Source organism: Collinsella aerofaciens, from assembly GCF_039752775.1.
GTDB lineage: Bacteria > Actinomycetota > Coriobacteriia > Coriobacteriales > Coriobacteriaceae > Collinsella > Collinsella aerofaciens_R.
The window spans coordinates 1-17,530 of record NZ_JBDMGT010000042.1 but is presented as its reverse complement, the minus strand read 5'-3'; the positions used below and the strand labels follow the sequence as shown (position 1 = coordinate 17,530).

Sequence of the window (17,530 nt, the reverse complement as noted above, 5' to 3'; positions counted from 1 at the left end):
GCCGTTTGGCCCCACCCGCATAGCGGGTGGTTTCTGATGCGGCGCGCTGCGCGCCCCGCACAGGCTAAAGCCCGTAATCAAAAAGAGCTGGCCGGGCAAAGCCCGACCAGCTCACAAACTTTCCCTCAGCCCTTTTCATCCGCACGGGAGAAAAGCCAACAAGGATACCGCAGGGCCCGCCCCGGAAGCCCTTTCTCCCGAACGATCCCGCAGCGCGAAGCGCGAGGACCAGTGAGGGAGAAAGGGCGTGGGGCGGGCCCGGACGAGTACGCTACTCTTTCTCCACAGCGCGCATGATCGCCTTGTAGATCTCCATCAGCGGGATGATCAGGAAGGCCAGGCCCAGCGCGGCAAGAACGCCCTTGAGCTCAAGCGTCACAGGGCCAAAGAACATCTCGGCAAGCGTCGGCTGTACGGTCACGATCACCGTCAGCACCAGCGCCAGCGCAGCGGAAGCCCACAGCCACTTGTTCTGCTTCTTCATGCTAAACAGCGACGCACGACGGCTGCGCATATTAAAGCAGTGGAAGATCTCGACCATGTTGAGCGTGATGAAGGCCATCATCACGCCTTCCTCGTCGGCATTACCGGCGATCATATCGGCGATGTGGATGTAGCCCATGTCAAAGTACACGCCCACAAAGAAGCTCGCCAGCACCAGCACGGTGATGATTAGGCCCTGGACCACGCAGTCCAGACCCATATGTCCGGCAAAGACACCGTCCTTGGCGTTGCGCGGCTTGCGCTTCATGATGTCGCCCTCGGCATCCTCCATGCCCAACGCGAGCGCGGGGAAGCAGTCGGTGACCAGGTTCACCCATAGCAGCTGCACCGGCTGGAAGATGGTAAAGCCGATGAGCGTGGCGATGAATACCGAGAAGACCTCGGCAAGGTTGGCCGAAAGCAGGAACTGGATGACCTTGCGGATGTTGTCGTAGATGCGACGGCCCTCTTCGCAGGCACCGATGATGGTGGCGAAGTTGTCGTCGGCAAGCACCATGTCAGCGACGTTTTTGGTGACATCGGTACCGGTGATGCCCATGCCCACACCGATGTCGGCGCGCTTGATGGACGGGGCATCGTTGACGCCGTCGCCCGTCATGGCGACGATCTGGTCGCGCGACTTCCAAGCCTCGACGATGCGGGTCTTGTGCTCGGGCTGGACGCGGGCGTACACGCCGTAGTCCTCGATGTGCGCGTCGAGCTCCTCGTCGCTCATGCGGTCGAGGTCGGCACCGGTAATGGCCTGGCTGCGGTCGGCGACGATGCCCAGCTGCTTGGCGATGGCCACGGCGGTGTCGATGTGGTCGCCCGTGATCATGACGGTGCGAATACCGGCGTCGTGCGCCTCGCGAATAGCGTCGGCAACCTCGGGGCGAACCGGGTCGATCATGCCGGACAGGCCGCAGAAGACCAGGTCATGCTCAAGCGCAGCGGGGCTGCAGTCGGCGGGAACCTCGGTGTAGGTGCGGCTCGCCAGCGCCAGCACGCGCAGGGCCTCGTCGGCCATGGCCTTGTTGGCTGCCACGAGCTCGGCACGACGCTCCTCGGTCAGGGGCACAACCTTATCGCCCTCGTAGATATGGGTGCACAGGCCAATCACCACGTCGGGCGCGCCCTTGGTGTACTGCTCGTACTCGCCGTCCAGGGTCTCGACGACCACGGACATCATCTTACGGCCCGAGTCGAACGGGGCCTCGCCCACGCGCGGGTGCTCGGCAGTCAGACCAGTAAGACCAGCCTTGCCGGCATCGTTGACGAGTGCACACTCGGTCGGCTCGCCCACGGCCTCGCCCAACTCCTCGTCCCACTGGGCATCGGAGCACAGTGCCATGCCGGCCAGGAACTTCTCCTTGGGCGCAGCGAGCTCGTGCTTGACGACGGTCATCTTGTTCTGGGTAAGGGTACCGGTCTTGTCGGAGCAGATGGTCTGCGTGCAGCCGAGAGTCTCGACGGCAGAGAGCTTGCGGATGATTGCCTGGCGCTTGGCCATCTTGGTCACGCCAAGCGAAAGCACGATGGTCACGACAGCGACCAGACCCTCGGGGATGGCAGCGACGGCGAGCGAGACGGCGACCATAAAGGTGTCGAGCAGGGCAGTCGGGTCGGTAAGGACGTTGCCCACGCCGTGGCGGACGATGTCGACGCCAAAGATCACGACGCAGATGACGATCACCATAATGGTGAGGATACGGCTGAGCTCGGCGAGCTTCACCTGCAGCGGCGTGAGCTCTTCCTTGGCCTCGGCCAGGGCACCGGCGATCTTGCCCATCTCGGTATCCATGCCGGTGCCGACCACGACAGCGCGGCCACGGCCGTACACAACGGTGGAGCCCATGTAGCACATGTTCTTGCGGTCGCCGAGCGGCACATCATCGGTGCCCGCGGCAAGCTCGATCACGTTGGCGTGCTTCTCGACCGGCACGGACTCGCCGGTGAGTGCAGCCTCTTCGATCTTCATCGTGGCGCTCTCGAGCACGCGGCAGTCGGCCGGGACGGAGTCGCCCGCCTCGAGCATGATCACGTCGCCGGGCACGAGCTCGGCGCTCGGCAGGTGCACGAGCTTGCCGTCGCGCAGCACCTTGGACTGCGCCGCGCTCATCTCCTGCAGGGCCTCGAGGGCCTCTTCGCTCTTGGCTTCCTGGACCACGCCCAGTACCGAGTTGACGATAACGACGAACATGATGATGGCGACATCGGCAAAGTCCGCCTCGCCCTTGACCATGCCCGTGAGCGCGCTGATAACCGCGGCCGCGATCAGCATGATGACCATGGGGTCGGCCATCTGCTCAAAGAAGCGCTTCCACAGCGGCGTCTTCTCGGCTTCCTCAAGCTTGTTAGGGCCTGTCTTGGCAAGACGCGACGACGCCTCGCCGTTGCTCAGGCCGAGGTGCTCATCGACACCTTGGTCGCTGAGCACCTCGGCCGCGGCGGACAGGTATTCCTTTTGCATATAGAGTCCCCTCCTGGGATTCGGGCCACTCAGCAGATTGATGCCCGATCATAATTCCCAGGAGAAGGGCAAGGGCTCATCAAGGCTGCCGTGCTGAGCGGCAGTTGATAGTGGAGCTATGGTACCCCAAAGCGGCGGGTCTAGCCAAAACATTCCATCTGGAAACACGGCACAGGCGCAACGGTGCAGACAGTGTGATGCTCAAGATTGATAAAACGTTTTTTCTTCGGCGCATCATCGAACTAAAATATCGCCCAGATAGCAGCGGTTAGAACGGTTGGTAAAGTTTTTGCATATACCGTTTTTCCGCAAAAAATGAACTTCTAATTCGGCATACGGTCGATTTTTTGGGGTATTCGGTCGGCATTTCGTTATAATCATCTCAGTTTTATTTCTTATGGTTTATCTATCAGCGCAAGACGATGTCAGATGGAGGTCTGAATGTACAAGCGCACCAAGATTGTATGCACCATGGGTCCCGCCTGCGATAGCGACGAGACCATCCGCGAGATGATCAAGGCGGGCATGAACGTCGCCCGTTTTAACTTCTCGCACGGATCCTACGACGAGCACCACGGTCGCATCGAGCGCGTCCGTCGTATTTCCAAGGAGCTCGGCATGCCCGTCGGCATCCTGCTCGACACCAAGGGCCCCGAGGTCCGTACCGGCCTTTTGGTCGACGGCAAGAAGGTTGCCGTCAAGACCGGCGACAAGATCGTCGTCACCGCTCAGCCCACGTCCGAGGATTTCCACGGCACCGCTGAGCACATCTCCCTCGACTACCTGGCTCTGCCCTCCGAGGTCGAGAAGGGCTCCCTCATCCTGATCGATGACGGTCTGGTTGCCCTCGAGGTCGAGTCCGTCGACGGCCAGGACATGACCTGCGTCGTCAAGAACGACGGCCTGATTGGCGAGCGCAAGGGCGTCAACATGCCCAACGTCAACATCTCGCTGCCCGCCATCACCGAGCGCGATCGTCAGGACATCCTCTTTGGCCTGACCGAGAACATCGACTACATCGCCGCTTCCTTCATCCGCGACGGCGAGTCCGTCCGCGGCATCCGCGAGCTTTGCCGCGAGAACGGCGGCGAGCACGTGACGATCTTCCCGAAGATCGAGTGCGCCCTGGGCGTCGAGAACTTCGACGAGATCCTCGAGGCTTCCGACGGCATCATGGTCGCCCGTGGCGACCTGGGCATCGAGATCAAGCCCGAGCTTGTTCCGCACATCCAGAAGGAGATCATCGCTAAGTGCAACGCGGCCTACAAGCCCGTTATCACCGCTACGCAGATGCTCGACTCCATGCAGCAGAACCCGCGCCCGACGCGCGCCGAGGTTGCCGACGTTGCTAACGCCATTTACGACGGCACCGACGCCGTCATGCTGTCCGGCGAGTCCGCTGCCGGCAAGTACCCGGTCGAGGCCGTCAAGATGCAGGCCAGCATTGCTCTCGAGACTGAGAAGTACCTCCCGGCTCACGCTCCGCTCGAGGTTCCGGCTGACGCTCACGGCACCCGCGTCGTCAACAACGTTGTGGGTATGTCCGCTGTGAACATGGCTACCACCGTTGGCGCCAAGTGCATCACCGTGCCGACGACCACCGGTCGTACCGCTCGCCTGATCTCGCACTTCCGTCCCAACATGCCGATCTGCGCGTTCTCCCGCCACGAGTGGGCCGTCCAGCAGATGATTATGTACTGGGGCGTTATCCCGCACCAGGCCGAGATCACCCAGGGCACCGTCAACGGCACGATCGTCAAGGCGATCGAGACCGCTAAGGAGCTCGGCTACGTCGAGACTGGCGACCTGACCGTCGCTACCGCCGGCGATCCCCGCATGAGCGTCCAGCTCGAGGACAAGGTCTCCTCGACCAACGTCGCTTACGTCGCTCAGGTGCGCTAAATCGCACTTGCAAGCAGACTTGCATTGCAAAGGGCCCGGAAGGCTTCGCCTTCCGGGCCCTTTTTCTGTGCGCTAAAGCCGGGGCACGGCAAAACACGCGCCCATTTCTTTACCAAAAGCGCGAAATCCGCCCTTCAAGGCCCAGAACTAGGACTCCTGGCTCCAAAAGTGTTCGCCCGGCGGCAAACCCACACCCCGTGCAGAGCTGCTATATCGTTTTAGCAAGGTCAAGATCAGCCACGTTTTCGGAAGTATGCGGCAAATTCTGAGACCTCCGAGCACACCCCGTTTTTTCGCAACAAAATGCCTGATAAACTAGCCTCAAAAGCCAGGTCTGCTCACAGGGTTCAGATTTTGCCGCATACTTCCGAATTGACGCTGGCACTCCTTAATCCATAGGCACGCTTTTCAGCCAGGAGGGCATCGTGGATCTGACGCTATGCGGCCAAACTGCTTTTAACTATCACCGCATCCCGCCGCAAATACTGGGTCTTTACCCTGCCATTAGCCTTGGCAATATGGATCGCAGATGTTGCGGCCTCAGAAGTCATGCGGTTGTAAAAGACCTGCTTCACGCACCGCTTCACAGGCTTGTATTCACCCGGGCACAATCCGGGTCGCGAAGCCTGTTTAAATCGCATTTCCTGACCCAAGAGCCACCTCCTGGGTCGTTTAGGCAGACTGAACATGGGTTTGATGTCACGTCACCGGAGTTCACGCTGCTCAGCCTTGCCACGCAGGTCTCACGCAACCAGTTACTCATGGCGTGCTACGAGATGTGCGGCTCCTTTGCAGTGTTTAAGCCCTGCGAGCGAACGCAACAACAACTCGATGAAGCTATTTCGCTTAAGTTCATTCCACCCAACTGCGGCTGGGAGCGAGTTAACGACACCAAGGGCAATGACACCAACTTGTGGAAGCGCACGCCGCTTCTTACCGCAACGGATATCGCCGCGTTCGCCAAGCAAGCCGCAGGCCTGCGCGGCGTCAAACAACTGCGCTGGGCGGCCGAGCACATGACGGGGCAGGCCGCCTCGCCCTTCGAAGTACAGACCTCCATGCTTATCTCGCTCCCCCGCGACGAGGGCGGCCAGGGCATCGAGATCGCCAACAACGCGCGCATCCCGCTCAGTGAAGCCGCACGTTCGCTGTATGACAAAACCTGCTGCTACGCCGATATCCTCATCGAAAGCGCCACCGACAGCATGGGCGTCATTCTGGAATGCCAAGGCCGCTCTGCCCACGACAGCGAAGCCGCGAGCCTCTCCGATGCCGAGCGCGCCACCGCACTCACAAGCATGGGCTACGACGTCATCCAAATTACCTATGACCAGATCAAGGAGAAGAAGAGCTTCGACCACATAGCCGAGCTCATCCATAAAAAGGCCGGGCTTCCCCACATCCCAAAGACCAAACAGGAGCGCATTGCCGAAGATACCTTACGGCAAGAGCTACTTGTCGATTGGGTTGAGCTATTCACTGCCGGGCCGGCCAGCTAGCAGCTAGCAATCAGGGGCAGCGCAGGCACATCGGGCGATTCGACACGGGCGGCAAAACCCGCCTCGGTCAGCTCGATGACCTCGGTAAACGTTGCGTCGAAGAATTCCTCGGTTAGCAGGCGGTATGGCGGATGATCGGGCTCGCCGGGGTTTTCGCGTACAATCTCGTGCATAACGCCAATGGTCTTGAGCACATACTCCTTATGGATGGGATACTGACCAAAACGGGTCGCCGCAGTATACAGGCGATCGGTCGCGCGCGGAATCGAAACGATGCCGAGTGTCTTGCCAAACCAGTCAAAGTCGCCTTGCTTTTTAATGCGGAACTCCTCGCACGGCTTGCCGCCGTGCGCCTCCAGGTACTGATTCACGCGCGTATTCCATACGGTATCGGCCACCAGATGCGACCAGACACCCAGTGTCAAATCGAGCAACGACTGCGCCACATCTTCGGATGCAAGCGAGAACTCACAGGCGCCAGGACCGGCAACCGGCTCGACATCCCTGTAGCGGTGGGGATAGTGCACGCGATTCAGTCGCTCGCGCTCCTCGACAATCGAGGTAGCCGCGGCCGGCGCACCGGTGGGCGAACTTTTAAGCAACGGTGCCACATAGGTATCCCAGAACTCATGCTCACGAGGCTTAGGGATGGGCTCAGGCTTGGCAAAGTGCGTAATGCGGTACGGGATGGGATCGGCGATGCCAGGGACCATATAGCCCACGAAGATATCCGGAACCACGCAGCCAAACAAAAAGGCATTGCGGTCGCGCACGCTCTTGGCAAGCGCACCGGTGCGCTCCAGCAAACGCTCCGTCTGAGCGATATGAATGTTCCAGCTTGGCATAGCCACCCCCATAAAAACCTGGATAACTATACCATCACGGCAAAGCCGCGCGGGCGGCTACGCACGCTCTACGCAGCAACTAGTCCGTAGCACCGCTTTCGGTTCCATACGACGGCGAAGGCGCCTCGACCACATGGTGATATCGATCGATATAGATTGCACGGGCCCCCAGGCGGCGCACCAAATCTTGGTGATGTGTGCTCATCAAGACCGTCTTACCCGCCGCGACGTAGACCAGCAAGAAGTTGACCACAATGTCGCATGAATCCTCGTCGAGCCCATTGGTAGGCTCGTCGAGAACCAAGATATCCGGGTTCATCGACACCACCGCAGCCAGCGCAACGCGCTTCTTTTGCCCACCCGAGAGTTGATAGGGAGAGGCGTCGGCAAGGTCGGCAACCTGGAACAGCCCCATGGCATCGCGGACGCGGCGCTCGAGCTCGCCCGTCGGCAGCCCCATCTGCGCGGGACCAAAAGCGACCTCCTCGCCCACCGTGGCGCAAAAGAGCTGCGCGTCGGCATTCTGGAACACAAAGCCCACGCGCTGATGAAAACGCTGAGCGGCCGCGGAATCCTTTAGAAACGCCGCATCGATCACATGCCCGTCAAACAGGTATGCCCCTGCGTCCGCGAGTTCAAGGCCGTTAATAAGGCGCATAATCGTCGTCTTACCGCAGCCGTTGGGACCGAGCAGGGCAACGAGTTCCCCACGATCGACCCGCAGCGACACACCGTCGACAACCGTGTGTCCCGCATAGGAGAACACTACGTCGCACAGCTCGATGAGCGGCGTGGTCTCGGCGCCGCCCGCACCGTTCGTGCCCGCCGCACTCTTCATATCGATCGTCAAAACGTCGCCCTTCCCTACTCACATCGACGGCTCGGCCGCCCGCACTACAGCACGGCGCACAACACCGCCAGCAGCGCCACACCGGCCGCATAGACCGCATCGCGCCAGCCAAACCCGACGCGCGCGGGCGCCGGATACGCACCGGCAAAGCCGCGGCAAAGCATAGCCTCGTCCATCGCGCGGCTGCATTCCATCGCCTTGATAAAGGTCATGCCCATGATACCCGCGATCGAATCGGTGCGCGAAAATCCCTCAGGCGCACGGCCCACGCTGCGCAGCATGACCGATTCGCACAGATTGTGCGCCGTGCGACCCAGCACCTCGATGTGTTTGAGCGCCATATCGAACGTAAAGATAACTTCGTCGGGTAGATGCAGCATCTTGAGCGCCGCCGACATGCGGCTCCACGTGAGGGTCCACGAAACGCCCAGCACTAGCGACACATTAATGAAGGTCTTGAGCGCAATCTTGAGCATGGCGCCCGCGGCAGAAGCGTCCAGCAGCAAGGCGGGCAGCGCTAGAACTACCGCGAGCCCCGCAGCGCCAAGCGCCGACACAAAGGTTGCCCGCAGCCCGCGTACGGGGCGCACGGCAACGAGCACCAACGCGATCGCCGCCATCAGCATCATGTACAGCGGGCTCTGCGTCAGACACACGCACAGGACGCAGACGAGCATCCCCACCAGACGCACCGGGGCCGAAACGGAAGAAAGGGCGCGGTCGATCATCGACCCGCCCTCGTGTGCGCCGCCGCCTAGGCGAACCCGCTCAAGCAGGCTCGCCAGGTGCAGGACATTCTTTTGCATCACACGATGCCGAGCCCCCGCGGGCTCGTAACGCTGCTCGACCGCAAGCCAGCTAGGCAGCTCAACCATCTGCATGCGCTCAGTTTTCCTTAACCGTCAGCGAGATCAGACGGAATGCGATGGTGAGCACCGCCACGCCAATCACGCCGGACAGGATATACATGACAGCCTGGCCGGCAAAGCCAAGACCCTGCTCCTCGGAATAGGCCTGAAGGTAATCGCCCGTGGGCAGCGCATCGGCAAAGGTCGGGGTATCGAGGCCGACCGAAGCCTGCAGGCTATCGTCGCCGGCTTCCTGGACGGCGGTCGCGGCGCCCTCGGCGTCCCACTCGCCCCATGCGTCACCCGTGGCCAGCAGGCCCAGCGGCGTTGCAGCCACGAGCACAGCGACCAGGATGAGCGTAGGAACCAGCGAGGCCTTCTTGGCAGCAGCGCCCTCGGCAGCAAGCTGGCCATCGACGGCCTCAGGCCCGACGATAACGCTCGGCGCCGTCTTCTTAATGAAACCGTAAATCGCAGCCGTCGCCACGCCCTCGACCACGCCGGCAACCAGCATATGCGGGATCATCATGGCAGGAACGGCAATAGACAGTGGGAAGGGGCAGTACAGCGGCGCGCCCGAAGCGTTGGTAAAGAGCATCGGCTGAATACCAAACTCGATTGCCGCGCACAGGGCCGCCAGGCACAGGCCGACCCAGCCGCTTACGATGGCAGAAACCGAGGTGCCCCAGCTCTTGTCGTGCAGACGGCTGTTGAGCGCACGAAACACGATAGCGGCGGCAAACGGCAGCACAAAGGCCATGTTAAAGCAGTTGGCGCCAAACGACAGAACGCCGCCGTCGCCAAATAGCAGCGCCTGCAGCGCCAGCGCGACCGAGACGGCAATGGCAGCGGCCTCCGGGCCCAACAACAGCGCGATGAGCGCGCCGCCAACGGCGTGACCCGTGGTGCCACCGGGCAGCGGAACGTTAAACATCATGAGCAAGAAGGAAAATGCTGCACAGATGCCCAGGAAAGCCATGTGCTCGCGATCGAGCGTGGCGCGCACCTTCTTGATGCAGTGGACCCAAACGGGCACCATTGCCACCGCCATGACGGCATCGGTCTGCGGGGACAGATAATTATCTGGAATGTGCATGTACGCCTCCCGGTTGTCGACGCACAGAATTGCAACGCCGCTTAAATCACCTTGTCAGTGTTACGCATTATCAGATTCGTAACACGCCGCGGGCTATCATAGCAAAACGGCGTGCTGCCGACAAAGCAGCACGCCGTTATGTAATGCGCGTGTCATTATATGCAGGATCAACAGTGCCTTATACCGAACACCGCGGTCACGTAGGACTCGGCGGCAGCCACCGCTGGCCTATACCCGGCGCAAGCCCTATCCGCGGACCTCGCCGTTTACGCCCTTGCACACCTTGGTGACGATCTTCTGATGCGCCTTCTCGACTTCTTCGCTGGTGAGCGTGTGGTCGTCGGAGCGATACGTAAGCGCAAAGGCCATGGACTTCTTGCCCGCTCCGATGCGGATGGGATCGCGGTAGACGTCGAACAGGCGCACGCCCTCGAGCAGCTTGCCGCCGGCGCTGGTAATGCGGCGCTCAAGATCCTCGCAGGTCACAGCGTTGTCGACCACGATAGCAAGGTCGTGCTCAACGGCAGGATACTGCGAGAACTCGCGGTAGTTCTCCTGGTTGCGGGCGCCCTTGATCAGCTTGTCCAGATCGAGCTCGAAGGCAACGACGACCTCGTCGATGCCCATGGCTTCGCGCGCCTCGGGGTGGATCTCGCCGACCCAGCCCAGCACGGTGCCGCCGGACAGAACCTCGGCCGCACGACCCGGCTGCAAGAAAGCGTAGCCCTCGCCCTCGACGGGACGGAAGCGAACCTTCTCGATGCGCAGCTGGGCGAGCAGCTCCTCGACAATGCCCTTGCCAAAGAAGAAGCGCAGCTTGCGGTACTTCATGGTCCAAGACTGCTCGCTCCACTGGCCCGAGAGCACGCCCGCCACGGACTTAGTCTCCTTGGGCAGGCTGGCGTTCTCGCGGCCATGGAACAGGCTGCCGACCTCGTACAGGTGCACGTTGGGCGTTCCGTGGGCCTCGTTATAGGCAACGGACTGCAGCAGGCCCGGCAGCAGCGAACGACGCATCTCGGTCTGCTCGGCTACCAGCGGGTTCATGAGCACCACGGGACAGCCGCGGCCTTCGGTGGACATACCGATCTTCTCCAGGTCGCCCGGGGCGGCAAAGCCAAAGGTCGTGGTCTCGTTGAGACCGCAGGCGCGCAGGATCTCGCCGACCTTACGGGTGAGCTTCTGCTCGCGGGTCAGGCCGCCGATGTGGTTCTTGGCAGCCGGAATGGTCGCCGTCACGCGGCCCATGCCCCACAGGCGCAGGACCTCCTCGATCAGGTCGATCTCGCGCGGCAGGTCGGGACGGAAGCTCGGCGGGGTGACCATAAAGTCCTCGCCGTCGCGCTCGACGGTGCAGCCCAGGCGGGTGAGCGAGCGCTCGATAAAGTCAGGCTCGATGTCGGCGCCGCAGATGGCATGCACGCGGGCCAGGCGCAGCTTAATGCTGTCGATGGTCTTGGGCGCGGGGAACACATCCACGTAGCCGGGAGCGACCTCGCCGCCGGCGATCTCCTCGATGAGCGCGCAGGTAACGTTGGCGACGTCCACGCAGCCGGTCTCATCGACCTGGCGCTCAAAGCGGATGGAGGCGTCGGAGATCAGCGAAAGGTCGCGGCTGGTGTGCGAGGTGCGGCCGGCGTTGAAGCAGGCACTCTCGACCATCACGTCAACGGTATCGTCCTCGATCTCGGAATCCATGCCACCCATAACGCCGGCCAACGCCACGGGGCGCTCGCCGTCGGTGATGAGGCCCATGCCGGCGTCGAGCACGCGCTCCTCGCCGTCGAGCGTCGTGAACTTCTCGTCCTGCTGGGCGGCACGAACCACCACACGACGGTGGCCATCGCGCTCGGCAAAGGTGTCCAGGTCAAAGGCGTGCAGCGGCTGACCGGTGAGCATCATCACGTAGTTGGTGATGTCGACGATGTTGTTGTGCGGGCGCACGCCCAGGGCGTTGAGGCGCTTGGCCATCCAGTCTGGCGACGGGCCGACCTTGACGTTGCGCACGATGCGGGCAACGTAGCGGTCGCACAGGCCCTCGTCGGCGATCTCGACGGAAAGCTCGTCGTCGGTCGCGCGGCCGGTCTCGACCTTGATGGCGGGCAGCTCAACGTGGAAATCGCGGTCGAAGATGGCGCCGGTCTCGCGGGCCATGCCGATCATGGACAGGCAGTCGGGACGGTTGGGCGTGATCTCACAGTCGAGCACGGTGTCGCTCGAGCCCACGTACTCGGCAAACGGCATGCCGCAGGGCGTATCCTCGGGCAGGATCATGATGCCGGAGTGGTCGCCACCCAGGCCGAGCTCGCGCGCGGAGCAGTTCATGCCCATGGACACGACGCCGCGAAGCTTGCTCTTCTTGATCTTAACGTCGCCGGGAAGCACGGCGCCAATCATGGCCGTGACGATGTGGTCGCCGGCCTCGAAGTTCTGCGCGCCGCAGACGATCTGCAGCGGAGCGGGATTGCCGTCGGCGTCGAGATTCTTGTCGCCCACATCGACCGAGCACACATACATGTGGTCGCTATCGGGGTGCGGGATCTTGGTGAGCACCTTGGCGGTCACCACGTGGTCGAAGGACTCGCCCACGGTGTCGATCGCCTCGACCTCGGTGCCGGTACGGATATATTCGTCCGAAAGGGTCTTGGGATCCTCCGGAATATCGATCATGGTCTTGAGCCAGTCGTAAGAAACGCGCATCTAACTGGTCTCCTTTCATAAATGCGGCTTTGAGCCGGAAACTGCAACTAAGAAGAAAGCGTTCTAGAACTGGTTCAAGAACCTCATGTCACCAGTCATCAACGTGCGCAGGTCGGGCAGGTCGTAGCGCAGTGCCGCGACGCGCTCGGCGCCAATACCAAAGGCGAAGCCGGTGTACTTCTCGGGGTCGATACCGCAGTTGATCAGGACGTTGGGGTCGACCATGCCGCAGCCCAGGATCTCGATCCAGCCGCTGTGTTTGCAGAAGTTGCAGCCCTTGCCGCCGCACACATGGCAGCTCACGTCCACCTCGCAGGAAGGCTCAGTGAAGGGGAAGAAGTGCGGGCGGTAACGCGTCTTGCGGTCCTCGCCAAACATGCACTTAACAAAGTAGTCGAGCGTGCCCTTAAGATCGCCAAAGGTGATGCCCTCGTCGACGACCAGGCCCTCGATCTGGTTGAACTGCGGCAGGTGGCAGGCGTCGGCCGTGTCGGGACGATAGACGGTGCCCGGGCAGATCATGTAGATGGGCGGCTTCTGCGACTCCATGGTGTGGATCTGCACGCCCGAGGTCTGGGTGCGCAGCAGCACGTCGGACTCGCCGTGGGCGTGAGCCTCGGGGTGTGCGACGCTGCCGGGGTTGTTGTCGACCACGTAGAAGGTGTCGCGGGCCGAGCGGCTCGGGTGATCCATGGGGGCGTTGAGCGCGGTGAAGTTGTAGTAGGAGGTGTCGACCATGGGACCGGACTCGACGGTGTAGCCGATGCCGCAGAAGATGTCCTCGGCCTCCTCGATGATCTGCTTGATCAGGTGCTGGTGACCGATCTGCGGACGGATGCCCGGCAGCGTGATATCGACGGCCTCGTGCTCGAGTGTGTGCTTGAGGGCGGCGGCCTTCATCTCGGTGGTGCGCTCGTCGAGCATGCCCTCAATCAGCTGGCGCATCTCGTTGGCGCGCTTGCCCATCATGGGACGATCCTCGGGGGCGAGCTTGCCCATCATGCGCATCAGGCCAGTGATGCGGCCCTTGCGGCCGAGCAGCTCAACGCGCGCGGCCTCGAGCTTTGCGGCGTCGTCGGCGCCCGCGACGAGCTCCTTGGCCTCTTCCTCGAGTTTGACCAGATCATCAATCAGACTCATGTCTTCCCTTTCGTCTCTCGCGCTCCCCGCTTGCCGAGGCGGCTGCCGCCGTCTGACGTTGCGAAAACGCGGCCCGGTTCGGTAACAAAAAACCGCCCTCGGGCATGTGCATTGCCCAAGGACGGTTGAATTCCGCGGTACCACCTTGTTTGACCCGGCGGATGTCTGGCCCGCCGCGCCCACTCTTTGCCCCTTGTCGCGAGGCTCACGGCTTCCCTACTGGGGCTTCGCCGCCGCTGGCCGCGTGCCCGTTGAGGTCGCTGCTCGGGAGTGAACGCTTGGCCCTTGTCACCGCAGAAAGGCTTGCAGCCCATGACCTTCCCTCTCTTGCCGGCGACGCGGCGGGCAAAACCCTCTCCGTCAACGCATTGGGCTATAGGATACCACATTGTGTGGGCGTATCGCCGCGTTCCGTTTTGTTCGTGCTGGGTACAAGGCAGGTAGCTGTGCAAACTGGCCGTGCGCCCAGCCGTGGCGTTCGGCTCGCGAGATCAAGGATATGGTATGGAAAAGAAGCACGATAAGAAGGCCAAGCCCGCAGCGGGCAAGACGCCCAAAGGCATGAAGGTCGATAAGGCCGTCAAAAAATTCCGCAAGCTCGAAGGCAAACTGTGGACCCGCGAGTACCTGCTCAAGATTGCCGAGTTTGACGGCGCGACCATTGCTCCCGCCAACGGTGCCGCCGCCCGTGCCGACGCCATGGGCACCCTTGCCGGCGAGCACCATAAGCTCCTGACCAGCGAAAAGTCTGTCGAACTTGTACGTTCGCTGGCACGCGAGACCGTCACCGGCGGAAAGATCGACGACCCGCAGCTGCTTGACGAGATTCGCGTGCTCGGCCGCGACCAGCGCGAGGCAAGCGTCATCCCCACCGAGGAGGCCGAGGCCTGGACCAGGCTCACCTGCGAGGCCGACGCCGTGTGGCACAAGGCCAAAGCGGCCAACGACTGGGCGAGCTTTGAGCCCTATGTGGACAAAATCGTCAGCCAGCTCAAGCATCAGGCCGAGCTCATGGACCCCAAGCGCGACCCATACGACGTGTGGCTCGATCAGTACGAGCGCGGCCTTTCCACCGAGAGCTTCGACGCGTTTTGCGACGAGGTCAAGGCGACGGTCGTGCCGCTCGTGCACGCCATCAGCGAGCGCGGCCAGCAGCCCGATGCCGACTTTTTGCACGCCCGCGTGCCCGAGGCCGCCCAGCGCGCCATGAGCTTCGACCTTATGAAGCTCGTCGGCCTGAACCTGGACGACACCACGCTTGCCTTTACCGAGCATCCGTTTAGCGAGGGCTTTGCCGTGGGCGATGCGCGCATCGCGACGCACATCTACGAGGACGATTGCATCTCCAACGTCTACAGCATCATCCACGAGGCGGGACACGCCATGTACGAGCTGGGCGTCAATCCCGCCTATGCGCGCACCTGTCTTGAGGGCGGCACCTCCATGGGCATCCACGAGAGCCAGAGCCGCTTTTTCGAAAACACCGTGGGTCGCAGCCGCGCCTTTATGGGACCGCTGCTCGAGGTGCTGCGCCGCCACGCACCCGAGGTCTACGGCGACGTCGACGAGGACACGCTCTACCACGCCGTGAACATCGCGCAGCCTTCGCTGATCCGCACCGAGGCCGACGAGCTCACCTATCCGCTGCACGTTATGGTGCGCTACGAGATCGAGCGTATGCTGTTTGCCGGCGAGGCCACGGCCAAGGACATCCCCGCGCTTTGGAATCGCTTTATGGATGAGTACCTGGGCATTCCCGTTCCCGACGACACGCACGGCTGCCTACAGGATACGCACTGGAGCGGCGGCTCGTTTGGCTACTTCCCCACCTATGCGCTGGGCAGCGCCTACGACGCCATGTTTGTGCCGGCCATGTGCCGCGACGGTGTCGACCTCAACGGCGCCTGTGCGAGCGGCGACCTGACACCCGTCCGCGACTGGCTAGGCGAGCACATTTGGCAGTGGGGCCGCGCCAAGGACGCGCCGGAGCTCATCAAGGGCGCGTGCGGCATGGCGTTCGATGCCCGCTACTACTGCAGCTACCTGCAGGACAAGTTCACCACGCTCTACGAGCTGTAAGGCATAACCGACACGCCAACGCAAAGGGGACGCCGCGGAACCAAACCGCAGCGTCCCCTTTCCACCTAGTCGTTTAAGAACGTCCCCAATGACTACCTTACAGAGCTTCCAGCGCGGCGGCGATGCGCTTCATGGCGACGTCGGCGGCGGCTTGGTCGGGGGCTTCGGCCAAAACGCGAATCACCGACTCGGTTCCGCTCTTGCGTACGAGCACGCGGCCCTCGCCTGCCAGCGCAGCCTCGGCCTCGGCGATGGCGTTCTGCACGCCCATGTTCTCGAGCGCGGCGTCCTTGTCCGCCACGCGCACGGCCACCTGCGCCTGCGGCAGCAACTTGCACGGAGCCGTGAGCTGCGAGAGCGTCTCGCGCTCGGCACGAATCACTTCCATCACGCGCAGCGAGGTCATAATGCCGTCGCCCGTGCGCTCGATATCGCCAAAGATCGTATGGCCCGTCTGCTCGCCGCCCAGGCTGTAGCCGCCCTCGCGCATCTTGGCATACACGTGACGGTCGCCCACGCCGCTGGTCACGGCGCTCAGGCCGGCAAGCTCCAGCGACTTGACAAGGCCAAAGTTACTGGCAATCGTCGGCACCACGGTACCGCCCGAGAGGCGCCCGTGCTTGTTCAGATACACGCCGCACACGTACAGGATCTGGTCGCCGTCGACCACGCGCCCGCGCTCGTCCACGGCCAGGCAGCGGTCAGCATCGCCGTCGTAGGCAAAGCCCACGTCCAGGCCCTGCTCCACCACATGGCGCTGCAGACGCTCCATATGCGTGGAGCCGCAGTCGACGTTGATGTTAAAGCCATCGGGCGCGGCATTGATCACGCGCACGTCGGCACCGAGCGCGTCAAACACCGGCTTGGCCACCGAGGAAGCCGAGCCGTTGGCGCAGTCGATACCGATCTTGACGCCCTGCAGCGAAAAGTTCGCACTTGCAATGAGCGAAGCAATGTAGCGGTTGCGGCCCTGCATGTAGTCCACCGTGGCACCGATGTGGTTGCCCGTGGCCAACGGAACTTCGCTCTTGCCATCGATGTAGTCCTCGATGAGCTCCAGTACGTCCTCGTCCATCTTAAAACCGTCGCTATTGACGAGCTTAATGCCGTTATCGCAAAACGGGTTGTGGCTCGCGCTGATCATGATGCCGCAATCGAAGCAGCCCTCCACGGTCTGATGCGCTACGCCCGGCGTGGGGATCACGTGCAGCATATAGGCGTCCGCACCGCTCGCGACCAGACCGCTCACCAGCGCCGCCTCGAACATATAACTCGAGCGACGTGTGTCCTTGCCCACGATAACGCGCGCCTTAGCACTGCGGTTGGCGCCGTAATACCAGCCCACAAAACGGCCAATCTTATAAGCGTGCTCTACCGTCAGCCCAACGTTGGCCTCGCCGCGAAAGCCGTCGGTGCCAAAGTACTTCATGCGCTCTCCTTACAAAATAGGGGCGGACAGATTGCCTGTCCGCCCCAAAATGGTACTCGATTATCTGCGCTACCAGAAAAACCCTACGCCGACGCGCTGTCGCGAGCCGCCTCCTTGAATATCAACTTCATCCGAACACCTCCCATATTCATCCGTACATGTACGGATGAATATGGGAACCCGATACCC

General features: G+C 62.1%; 11 protein-coding genes. 3 read left to right on the top strand and 8 right to left on the bottom strand.

Features of this window, described 5'->3' with window-relative positions; all coding sequences use genetic code 11:
• Positions 1 to 271: 271 nt before the first annotated feature.
• Complete coding sequence (locus tag ABHR63_RS09340) at positions 272 to 2,953, bottom strand: cation-translocating P-type ATPase (protein ID WP_346965985.1); 2,682 nt, start codon at positions 2,951 to 2,953, stop codon at positions 272 to 274.
• Between the two features lie 441 nt (positions 2,954 to 3,394).
• On the opposite strand from ABHR63_RS09340, the gene pyk reads away from it, so the two are divergent.
• Positions 3,395 to 4,855: a pyruvate kinase gene (gene pyk, locus ABHR63_RS09335; protein WP_346964805.1), complete on the top strand. Its 1,461-nt coding sequence runs from the start codon at positions 3,395 to 3,397 to the stop codon at positions 4,853 to 4,855.
• A 425-nt stretch (positions 4,856 to 5,280) separates the two neighbouring features.
• Complete coding sequence (locus ABHR63_RS09330) at positions 5,281 to 6,354, top strand: hypothetical protein (RefSeq protein WP_346964804.1); 1,074 nt, start codon at positions 5,281 to 5,283, stop codon at positions 6,352 to 6,354.
• Here the strand turns inward: ABHR63_RS09330 and ABHR63_RS09325 are convergent.
• The 6 genes from ABHR63_RS09325 to pheS all read right to left on the bottom strand — a co-directional run bounded on the left by ABHR63_RS09325 (position 6,351) and on the right by pheS (position 13,833).
• Positions 6,351 to 7,199 (bottom strand): hypothetical protein, encoded by an 849-nt coding sequence (locus ABHR63_RS09325; RefSeq protein WP_346964803.1) that lies wholly within the window; start codon positions 7,197 to 7,199, stop codon positions 6,351 to 6,353. The genes ABHR63_RS09330 and ABHR63_RS09325 overlap by 4 nt on opposite strands.
• Positions 7,200 to 7,278: 79 nt before the next feature.
• The gene (locus tag ABHR63_RS09320) at positions 7,279 to 8,049 is read right to left on the bottom strand and encodes an energy-coupling factor ABC transporter ATP-binding protein (protein WP_346964802.1); all 771 of its coding nucleotides are present in this window, start codon (positions 8,047 to 8,049) and stop codon (positions 7,279 to 7,281) included.
• 44 nt (positions 8,050 to 8,093) lie between these two features.
• Positions 8,094 to 8,930, bottom strand: a complete 837-nt coding sequence (locus tag ABHR63_RS09315) for an energy-coupling factor transporter transmembrane component T family protein (RefSeq protein WP_346964801.1) — start codon at positions 8,928 to 8,930, stop codon at positions 8,094 to 8,096.
• 4 nt (positions 8,931 to 8,934) lie between these two features.
• The gene (gene cbiM / locus ABHR63_RS09310; protein WP_346964800.1) at positions 8,935 to 9,993 is read right to left on the bottom strand and encodes a cobalt transporter CbiM; all 1,059 of its coding nucleotides are present in this window, start codon (positions 9,991 to 9,993) and stop codon (positions 8,935 to 8,937) included.
• A 246-nt stretch (positions 9,994 to 10,239) separates the two neighbouring features.
• Positions 10,240 to 12,693 (bottom strand): phenylalanine--tRNA ligase subunit beta, encoded by a 2,454-nt coding sequence (pheT, locus tag ABHR63_RS09305; RefSeq protein WP_346964799.1) that lies wholly within the window; start codon positions 12,691 to 12,693, stop codon positions 10,240 to 10,242.
• A 63-nt stretch (positions 12,694 to 12,756) separates the two neighbouring features.
• Entirely contained in the window at positions 12,757 to 13,833 is a 1,077-nt protein-coding gene (gene pheS / locus ABHR63_RS09300) for a phenylalanine--tRNA ligase subunit alpha (protein ID WP_022094464.1), read from the bottom strand.
• A gap of 504 nt (positions 13,834 to 14,337) precedes the next feature.
• On the opposite strand from pheS, the gene ABHR63_RS09295 reads away from it, so the two are divergent.
• A complete protein-coding gene (locus ABHR63_RS09295; RefSeq protein WP_346964798.1) occupies positions 14,338 to 15,912 on the top strand; it encodes a carboxypeptidase M32 in 1,575 nt (524 codons plus the stop codon).
• Positions 15,913 to 16,009: 97 nt separating this feature from the next.
• On the opposite strand, the gene glmM is transcribed toward ABHR63_RS09295, so the two are convergent.
• Positions 16,010 to 17,341, bottom strand: a complete 1,332-nt coding sequence (glmM, locus tag ABHR63_RS09290; protein ID WP_346964797.1) for a phosphoglucosamine mutase — start codon at positions 17,339 to 17,341, stop codon at positions 16,010 to 16,012.
• Positions 17,342 to 17,530 lie beyond the last annotated feature (189 nt).

Excerpts from the sequence above, each read along its gene's own strand:
- ABHR63_RS09340 (WP_346965985.1), bottom strand. The coding sequence starts at position 2,953 with ATGCAAAAGGAATACCTGTCCGCCGCGGCCGAGGTGCTCAGCGACCAA.
- pyk (WP_346964805.1), top strand. The coding sequence starts at position 3,395 with ATGTACAAGCGCACCAAGATTGTATGCACCATGGGTCCCGCCTGCGAT.
- ABHR63_RS09325 (WP_346964803.1), bottom strand. The coding sequence starts at position 7,199 with ATGCCAAGCTGGAACATTCATATCGCTCAGACGGAGCGTTTGCTGGAG.
- ABHR63_RS09315 (WP_346964801.1), bottom strand. The coding sequence starts at position 8,930 with ATGCAGATGGTTGAGCTGCCTAGCTGGCTTGCGGTCGAGCAGCGTTAC.
- cbiM (WP_346964800.1), bottom strand. The coding sequence starts at position 9,993 with ATGCACATTCCAGATAATTATCTGTCCCCGCAGACCGATGCCGTCATG.
- pheT (WP_346964799.1), bottom strand. The coding sequence starts at position 12,693 with ATGCGCGTTTCTTACGACTGGCTCAAGACCATGATCGATATTCCGGAG.
- pheS (WP_022094464.1), bottom strand. The coding sequence starts at position 13,833 with ATGAGTCTGATTGATGATCTGGTCAAACTCGAGGAAGAGGCCAAGGAG.
- ABHR63_RS09295 (WP_346964798.1), top strand. The coding sequence starts at position 14,338 with ATGGAAAAGAAGCACGATAAGAAGGCCAAGCCCGCAGCGGGCAAGACG.
- glmM (WP_346964797.1), bottom strand. The coding sequence starts at position 17,341 with ATGAAGTACTTTGGCACCGACGGCTTTCGCGGCGAGGCCAACGTTGGG.